The organism is Ancylobacter sp. G4_0304 (genome assembly GCF_047501495.1).
In the GTDB taxonomy this organism is placed as follows: Bacteria; Pseudomonadota; Alphaproteobacteria; order Rhizobiales; family Xanthobacteraceae; genus Ancylobacter.
The window spans coordinates 226,538-232,666 of sequence record NZ_JAZDRM010000002.1 but is presented as its reverse complement, the minus strand read 5'-3'; the positions used below and the strand labels follow the sequence as shown (position 1 = coordinate 232,666).

The 6,129-nt window shown below is 66.1% G+C and carries 6 protein-coding genes and 1 pseudogene; 2 read left to right on the top strand and 5 right to left on the bottom strand.

The features are described from left to right. Window positions 1–752: SDR family oxidoreductase (locus VRZ77_RS02340; protein ID WP_414591097.1), on the top strand; the 752-nt coding region annotated here is incomplete at its 5' end. Between the two features lie 6 nt (window positions 753–758). Here VRZ77_RS02340 and VRZ77_RS02335 read toward each other — a convergent pair. Then, window positions 759–1,610: a sulfite exporter TauE/SafE family protein gene (locus VRZ77_RS02335; RefSeq protein ID WP_414591096.1), complete on the bottom strand. Its 852-nt coding sequence runs from the start codon at window positions 1,608–1,610 to the stop codon at window positions 759–761. A gap of 24 nt (window positions 1,611–1,634) precedes the next feature. After that, on the bottom strand, window positions 1,635–2,636 hold the full coding sequence (gene dusA / locus VRZ77_RS02330; protein ID WP_414591095.1) for a tRNA dihydrouridine(20/20a) synthase DusA: 1,002 nt from the start codon (window positions 2,634–2,636) through the stop codon (window positions 1,635–1,637). A gap of 224 nt (window positions 2,637–2,860) precedes the next feature. Here dusA and VRZ77_RS02325 point away from each other — a divergent pair, with 224 nt between their 5' ends. Further along, window positions 2,861–3,403 (top strand): hypothetical protein, encoded by a 543-nt coding sequence (locus tag VRZ77_RS02325; RefSeq protein ID WP_414591094.1) that lies wholly within the window; start codon window positions 2,861–2,863, stop codon window positions 3,401–3,403. Between the two features lie 105 nt (window positions 3,404–3,508). Here the strand turns inward: VRZ77_RS02325 and argH are convergent, their stop codons facing one another. The 3 genes and pseudogenes from argH to VRZ77_RS02310 form a co-directional block, all read right to left on the bottom strand. Next, the gene (gene argH, locus VRZ77_RS02320) at window positions 3,509–5,014 is read right to left on the bottom strand and encodes an argininosuccinate lyase (protein ID WP_414591093.1); all 1,506 of its coding nucleotides are present in this window, start codon (window positions 5,012–5,014) and stop codon (window positions 3,509–3,511) included. Window positions 5,015–5,076: 62 nt separating this feature from the next. Further along, window positions 5,077–5,334, bottom strand: a complete 258-nt coding sequence (locus VRZ77_RS02315; protein WP_414591109.1) for a TOBE domain-containing protein — start codon at window positions 5,332–5,334, stop codon at window positions 5,077–5,079. 387 nt (window positions 5,335–5,721) lie between these two features. Then, window positions 5,722–6,078: pseudogene (locus VRZ77_RS02310) on the bottom strand (ABC transporter ATP-binding protein); the annotation flags it as partial. Window positions 6,079–6,129: the final 51 nt, after the last annotated feature.

The following is a 6,129-nucleotide window of genomic DNA, read 5'->3' as shown; positions in this document are numbered from 1 at the left end:
CCACCCGCCCGGTCGCCCTCGTCACCGGCGGCGCGGTTCGCATCGGACGCGTCATCAGCCATGCCCTCGCCCAGGCTGGCTACAATGTCGCCATCCATGTGCGCCATCCACGCCCCAGCGACGCCGAAGCGTGCGCAGAGATCGAGGCCTTGGGCGCACGTTGCGTCGTGCTGCCCGCCGAATTGGCGGATCCGACGGCGGTCGAAGCGCTGGTGCCGGCTGCCGCTGCGCTCGGCCCGGTCACGCTGCTGGTCAACAACGCCTCTGAATTCCACCCGGACGCGGTGGAGGACCTCGACACCGCACTGTGGGACCGCCATTTCGCGGTGAATCTGCGAGCCCCGACCTTTCTGGCCCGCGCGCTCGCGGCCCAGTTGCCGACAGGGGCGCAGGGCGCGGTGATCAACATCGTCGACCAGCGCGTGTTGAAGCCGACGCCGCTGTATCTTTCCTACAGCCTCACCAAGAACGGGCTCTGGACCCAGACCCGCCTGCTCGCCCAGGCGCTGGCGCCGCGGGTGCGGGTCAATGCGGTGGCGCCGGGGCCCACCTTCGCCAATGTCCGCCAGAGCGCGGAGGATTTCGCACGGCAAGGCGCGATGATGCCGCTCGGTCGCGGCCCTTCGGCGCAGGAGGTGGCGGACGCCGTGCTCTATCTGGCGCATGCCTCCAGTGTCACCGGCCAGATGATCGCGGTCGATGGCGGCCAGCATCTGTCCTGGCGCACGCCGGACACGGAAATCCCGGACTAGCCAACCTCAGAAGCCCGCTAGCACCACCACAAAGCGCAGCCCGACGATCAGCAGATACAAGCCGAACCCGACTTCGAGCTGGCGGCGGGTAAAGGCATGGGCGAGCCGCGCGCCAAGCGGGGCAGCGAGCGTCGCGAAGCCGCCAACGATCAGCGCGCCGGGCAGCGAGACATAGCCGAGCGACAGCGGGGGAAGCTGCGCCAGATGCGGCAGGCCCGAGATGATGTAGCCGATGGTACCCGGCACCGCGATCAGCGCGCCAAGCCCGACCGAGGTGGCGATCGCGGTGTGGATCGGCACCTTATAGAGCGTCAGCACCACGGTTGCGATGCCGCCGCCGCTGATACCGATCAGCGGAGCGACCACGCCGATGCCGAAGCCATAGAGGTTCATCGCCAGCCGGCCAGGCAGCGTGTCGCCGAGCACCCAACGGTCGCCGCCGAACAGCAGCCGCGACGACATCAGTGCCGCGAAAGCGACGAAGGCGACCTGCAGCACCCGGTCCGGCGAAATCGCTGCCAGCGAGCTGCCCGTGATCACGCCGATCACGATCGGCGCCGCCCATCGGCGCACGATCTCGCCATTAGTCTTGGTGCGGGTGCGGTGGGCGAAATAGGCCCGGAGCGCGGTGGGCACGATGATCGCCAGCGCGGTACCGACTGACAGGTGCATGCGCTCGACCTCGCCGATGCCGATGGCGCCGAACACCTCGTACAGCACGGGAACCAGGATCGCGCCGCCGCCGATACCGAACAGGCCAGCGAGAATGCCGGTGGCCAATCCCGCGCCGATGAGGGCGCCGGACAGCCACAGGGCCTGTTCAAGGGGTATCCCGCTCAGATCAAGCCCGCCCAGCATATCACTATCCCCGGCCCGGTCCGCTCACGCGACCTGTTCGCGCCGGCGCTCGGCCTGCCGCACCTCGTCCACCGCCGCGCGCAGCACGTCAAGCCCCGCGCCCGGCCGCACGCCCTCGATCGCCAGCCGGCGCCGAAACGCCCGCGCGCCCGGCCGTCCGGTGAACAGACCCAGCATGTGCCGCGTGACGTCATGCAGCCGTCCGCCCGCCGCGACATGGCTCGCCACGTAAGGTTCGAACGCCTCCACCGCCGCGAAGGCGTCGGCATGAGGCGGCTCCTCTCCGAAGAACGCTGCGTCAACGCCGAGCAGCAGTTCAGGCTCGTGATAGGCGGCACGGCCGAGCATCACGCCGTCGACATGCGCCATATGGGCGCGCGCGTCCTCCAGTGAACCGATGCCGCCATTGAGGATTACCGGCACCTGCGGCAGGCGCGCCTTCAGCCGGTAGACGCGATCATAGTCGAGCGGGGGAATGTCCCGGTTCTCCTTCGGCGACAGGCCCTCCAGCCATGCCTTGCGGGCATGGACGGTGAGCGTGTCCGCCCCCGCCGCCAGCACCGCATCGGCCAGTGCATCGAGTGCGATTTCGGGATCCTGCTCGTCGACGCCGATGCGGCATTTGACGGTGACCGGAATCGACACGGCCTCTTTCATCGCCCCCACGCAGGAAGCGACCAGCGCGGGATCACGCATCAGGCAGGCGCCGAAATTGCCCCCCTGTACCCGGTCGGACGGACAGCCGACATTGAGGTTGATCTCGACATAGCCCCGCTCGGCACAGATGGCCGCAGCCTGCGCCAGCGCGCCCGGATCCGATCCGCCGAGTTGCACCGCCACCGGCTGCTCGGTGTCGGAGAAGCCGATCAGCCGGTCGCGGTCGCCAAAGATCACGGCATTGGCGGTGACCATCTCGGTATAGAGCAGCGCATGGCGCGTGAGGACCCGATGGAAGGAGCGGCAATGCCGATCCGTCCAGTCCATCATAGGTGCCACGGCAAACCTAAACGATTGATTTTTATACATTATTTGTATTTTCAGGGATCTGAGCCGCGTCGTGTATACGCGCTTTTTGCCACGATAGGCCCCATTTTCCGATTCTTCGACGCGTGAGTGCGCTCGGCGCACACACGGATTAACCACTTCACTAAACTAAAAGCCGGCTTTTGGAGAGACCAATCCGCCGGAAGCGGCGGTACGTCGGCGAGACATGCCTGCGCCGCAAGGATGCCGAGGAATGGGCGCTCGACATGGAGCGTCGCATCGATCGCCAGGAATCCGCCGTCACGCGCAGGTCGCGTGACGCGAAACGCTTCCGTGATCTCGTCGCGCTCCACCGCCAGGACATGGCCGAGGTGGGGATCAGGATCGGCCGTTCCAAGGACTTCTGCCTCACCGCCATCAACGAGGCGCTCGGCACTTTGAAGATCGGCGAGCTCGACCGCGAGCGCCTTATCAAATACGGCAAGGACCGCGCGAAGGAAGGGGCTGGCCCGGTCACGGTGAGCATGGACTTCGGATACATCAAGACCGTGCTTTCCCACGCTGCCGCGGTCCACGGCGTGACCCTCTCGACCGAACCCCTCGATCTCGCGCGCATCGCCCTGAAGCGGCTCGGCCTAATCGGGAAAGGCAAGGAGCGGGATCGCCGGCCGACGCAGGATGAGCTTGATCGCATCATCACGGCGCTGGACGAGAACCCTCGGCGGAACATTCCTGTCGGAAGGATCGTGCGCTTCGCCGTAGTGACGTGCTCCCGGCTTTTTGGTCCGGATGGAATTTTCTACTTATGATCTCTGTCTCGGAAGCGCCTCGCCTGTGTGCGCTGAACCAGCCGCTATTCATTGGGGTGGCGGCTCGAAGCTGGAAAACCGATGGGCGTCGGCGTCGCGGCTGGATTAGCCAAGCTGTAGAACCGCGTCCGCAAGCCGTTGATCTGCGTCGTCGAGGCGCTGCCGGACGAAACGAATTCTCTGGTTCTCCGCGGCCAGCCCCGTGCGTCGGCGCGACACCATCTCCCGAACATTGGCGGGCGCAGGGCCACCCTGGACGGTGCGGGCGAGCACGTTGTCGCGCGGGTTCAGCGCGCGGCGAACGGTTTCCTCAGAGAGGTCGCACGGCACGTTGAAGAGCGCCTGGCTGGCTCGCGTGATGTCGCCGGCGGTGAGTGAAAGCGCGGTGCGCTTGTTCTCCAGCGCCTCGCGCACCACCCATCCGACGATGTTGTGGGCCTTTCGGAACGACAGGCCGGTCTCGCGTACGATAATGTCGGCAAGCTCGGTTGCCGTGCCAAAGCCTATCTCGGCTGAGTGCAGCATGATGTCGGGGCGCGCGGCAAAGGTCTCGAACACGCCTCTGGCGACGGCCACGGCCAGCATGGTGCGGTCGACGGCGTCGATCGTGCTGGCATTGAGCGCCGTGACGCCGTCATTCACATCCGCGAAATGCGTGTTCTTGCTGCTGGCGAGCACAGTGGTCAGCGCGCCGGTGACATAGGCCGCCGCCGCCTTGATATGCTCCAATCCCTGCGGATTTTTCTTCTGCGGCATGATCGAGCTGACGCTTGAGAACGCGTCGCTTAGCTCGATGAAGCCATATTCAAGCGTGTTCCATTCCTGTAGGTCGGTCGCCACGCGCGACAGGCCGGTCATCATGATCGCCAGTGCGGAAACCGTCTCATGGGCATCGTCGCGCGCGGAGACGGCGTCATAGGCGACCTCCACCAGCCGGGGGAAGCCGAGCAGTTCGGCGGTGTAGTCGCGATCAATGGGGAAAGCCGTAGTGGTCAGCGCCCCGGCGCCGAGCGGGCAGCGGTCGCAGCGGTCGAGCGCGCCGGCCAGCCGCGCGGCGTCGCGTTCCAGCACGTCGGCATAGGCGAGGAAGTAGTAGCCGAGCGACATGGGCTGCGCATGCTGGGTGTGCGTATAGCCGGGCATGATGGTGTCGGCATGGGTATCCGCCAGTGTCAGGCAGGTCTCGCGCAGGCCGGAAACCGCCTCTGCCACGGCAAGCAGGCGGCGGCGCAGCACCATGCGCCAGGCCGTCACATTAAGATCGTTACGGCTGCGGGCGGTGTGAAGGCGCCCGCCGACATCGGCTCCGAGCCGGCTGACGATGTAGCGCTCCGAATAGGAGTAGAGATCCTCCTGCAGATAGTCGATATCGAGCGCCTCGGGCCCGGCGGCCTGAAGCTCGGCCACCACCTTCAAGATCGCCACCATGTCACTGGGGGAGACGATGGCCTGCCGCGCGAGCATCAGGCCATGGGCGACGTGGATCCGCATCTCTTCCGGGAACAGGTATTTCGCGCCATACGAGATCGCCGGCTTGTAATAGGCCTCGACCAGCGCCGGGTCCGGGGGCAGCTTCACCCGCTCCCGCAGCGAGACGGTTTCATGGTTCATCGTCGTCTCCTTCGCGGATGCGGACGGGACTTGCCCGCCGCCGGTCGGTGCCATGATGCGGGTCAGGACAACAGCAGCCGGCAGTCTTCGGGATGAATGCCGACGAAAAGCGGGGCGCCCTGTTTCGGTGCCCGTGGCGTCACGGCACGCATCTCACCAAGCGGCGTCGTGCCGACGACCTCCCAGTCATTGCCCTGGAACAGAGTGGCGCTGACCTCGAACGGCAGAAGCAGCGACCCCTGGAGAGCGGAGGCCTGTGAATCCACCACCTGAAGTTTCCGCGGGCGGATAGCGATGCGCGCCTTGGTACCGGCTTCCATGAGCCGCCCTTCCAGAACGAGGCGATCTCCGGTGTCGAGACGGATCCCGACACGCCCGCCGGCTTTGTCGACCGACTCCACCACGGCGTCGAATGCATTGGCACCGCCGACGAAATCCGCAGCATAGGCGGTGCGCGGGGCGTCGTAGACCTCGTTCGCCGATCCGTCCTGCTCGACATCGCCATTGCGCAGCAGGATGACCCGGTCGCTGAGCGACAGCGCCTCAACATGGTCATGCGTGACGATGACCGTCGTGAGCTTCAGCTCCGCCTGCAGCTTGGCCAGCCAGCTGCGTGCCCGTTCGCGCAGTTGCACGTCAAGCGCCGAGAGCGGCTCGTCCAACAGCAGAACCTTCGGTTGGAACACCAGCGCACGTGCGATCGCCACACGCTGCTGCTGTCCGCCGGACAGTTCGAACGGATAGCGCTCGGCCAGCGGGATCAAGTCGAGCCGGGCGAGCATCTCCCGCGCCGCCGCATGGCGCTCGGTGCGGCCCATGCCCCGCAACTTCAGCGGATAGGCAATATTGTCGAGCACCCGCATATGCGGCCACAGCGCGTAGGACTGGAACACATAGCCGACATTGCGGCGCTCGGCCGGCACATCCACGCCGCCGGACGACGAATACACCCGTGATCCGCCAATGCTGATCTCGCCCGCGCTCGGCTTGTCGAGCCCGGCGATCAGATTGAGCAATGTGGTCTTGCCGCAGCCGCTGGAGCCGAGGAGCGCTGTGAAAGACCCCTCTTCGATGCTGAGGCTGATGGGATTGAGGACGTTCACCGGGCCGTAGCT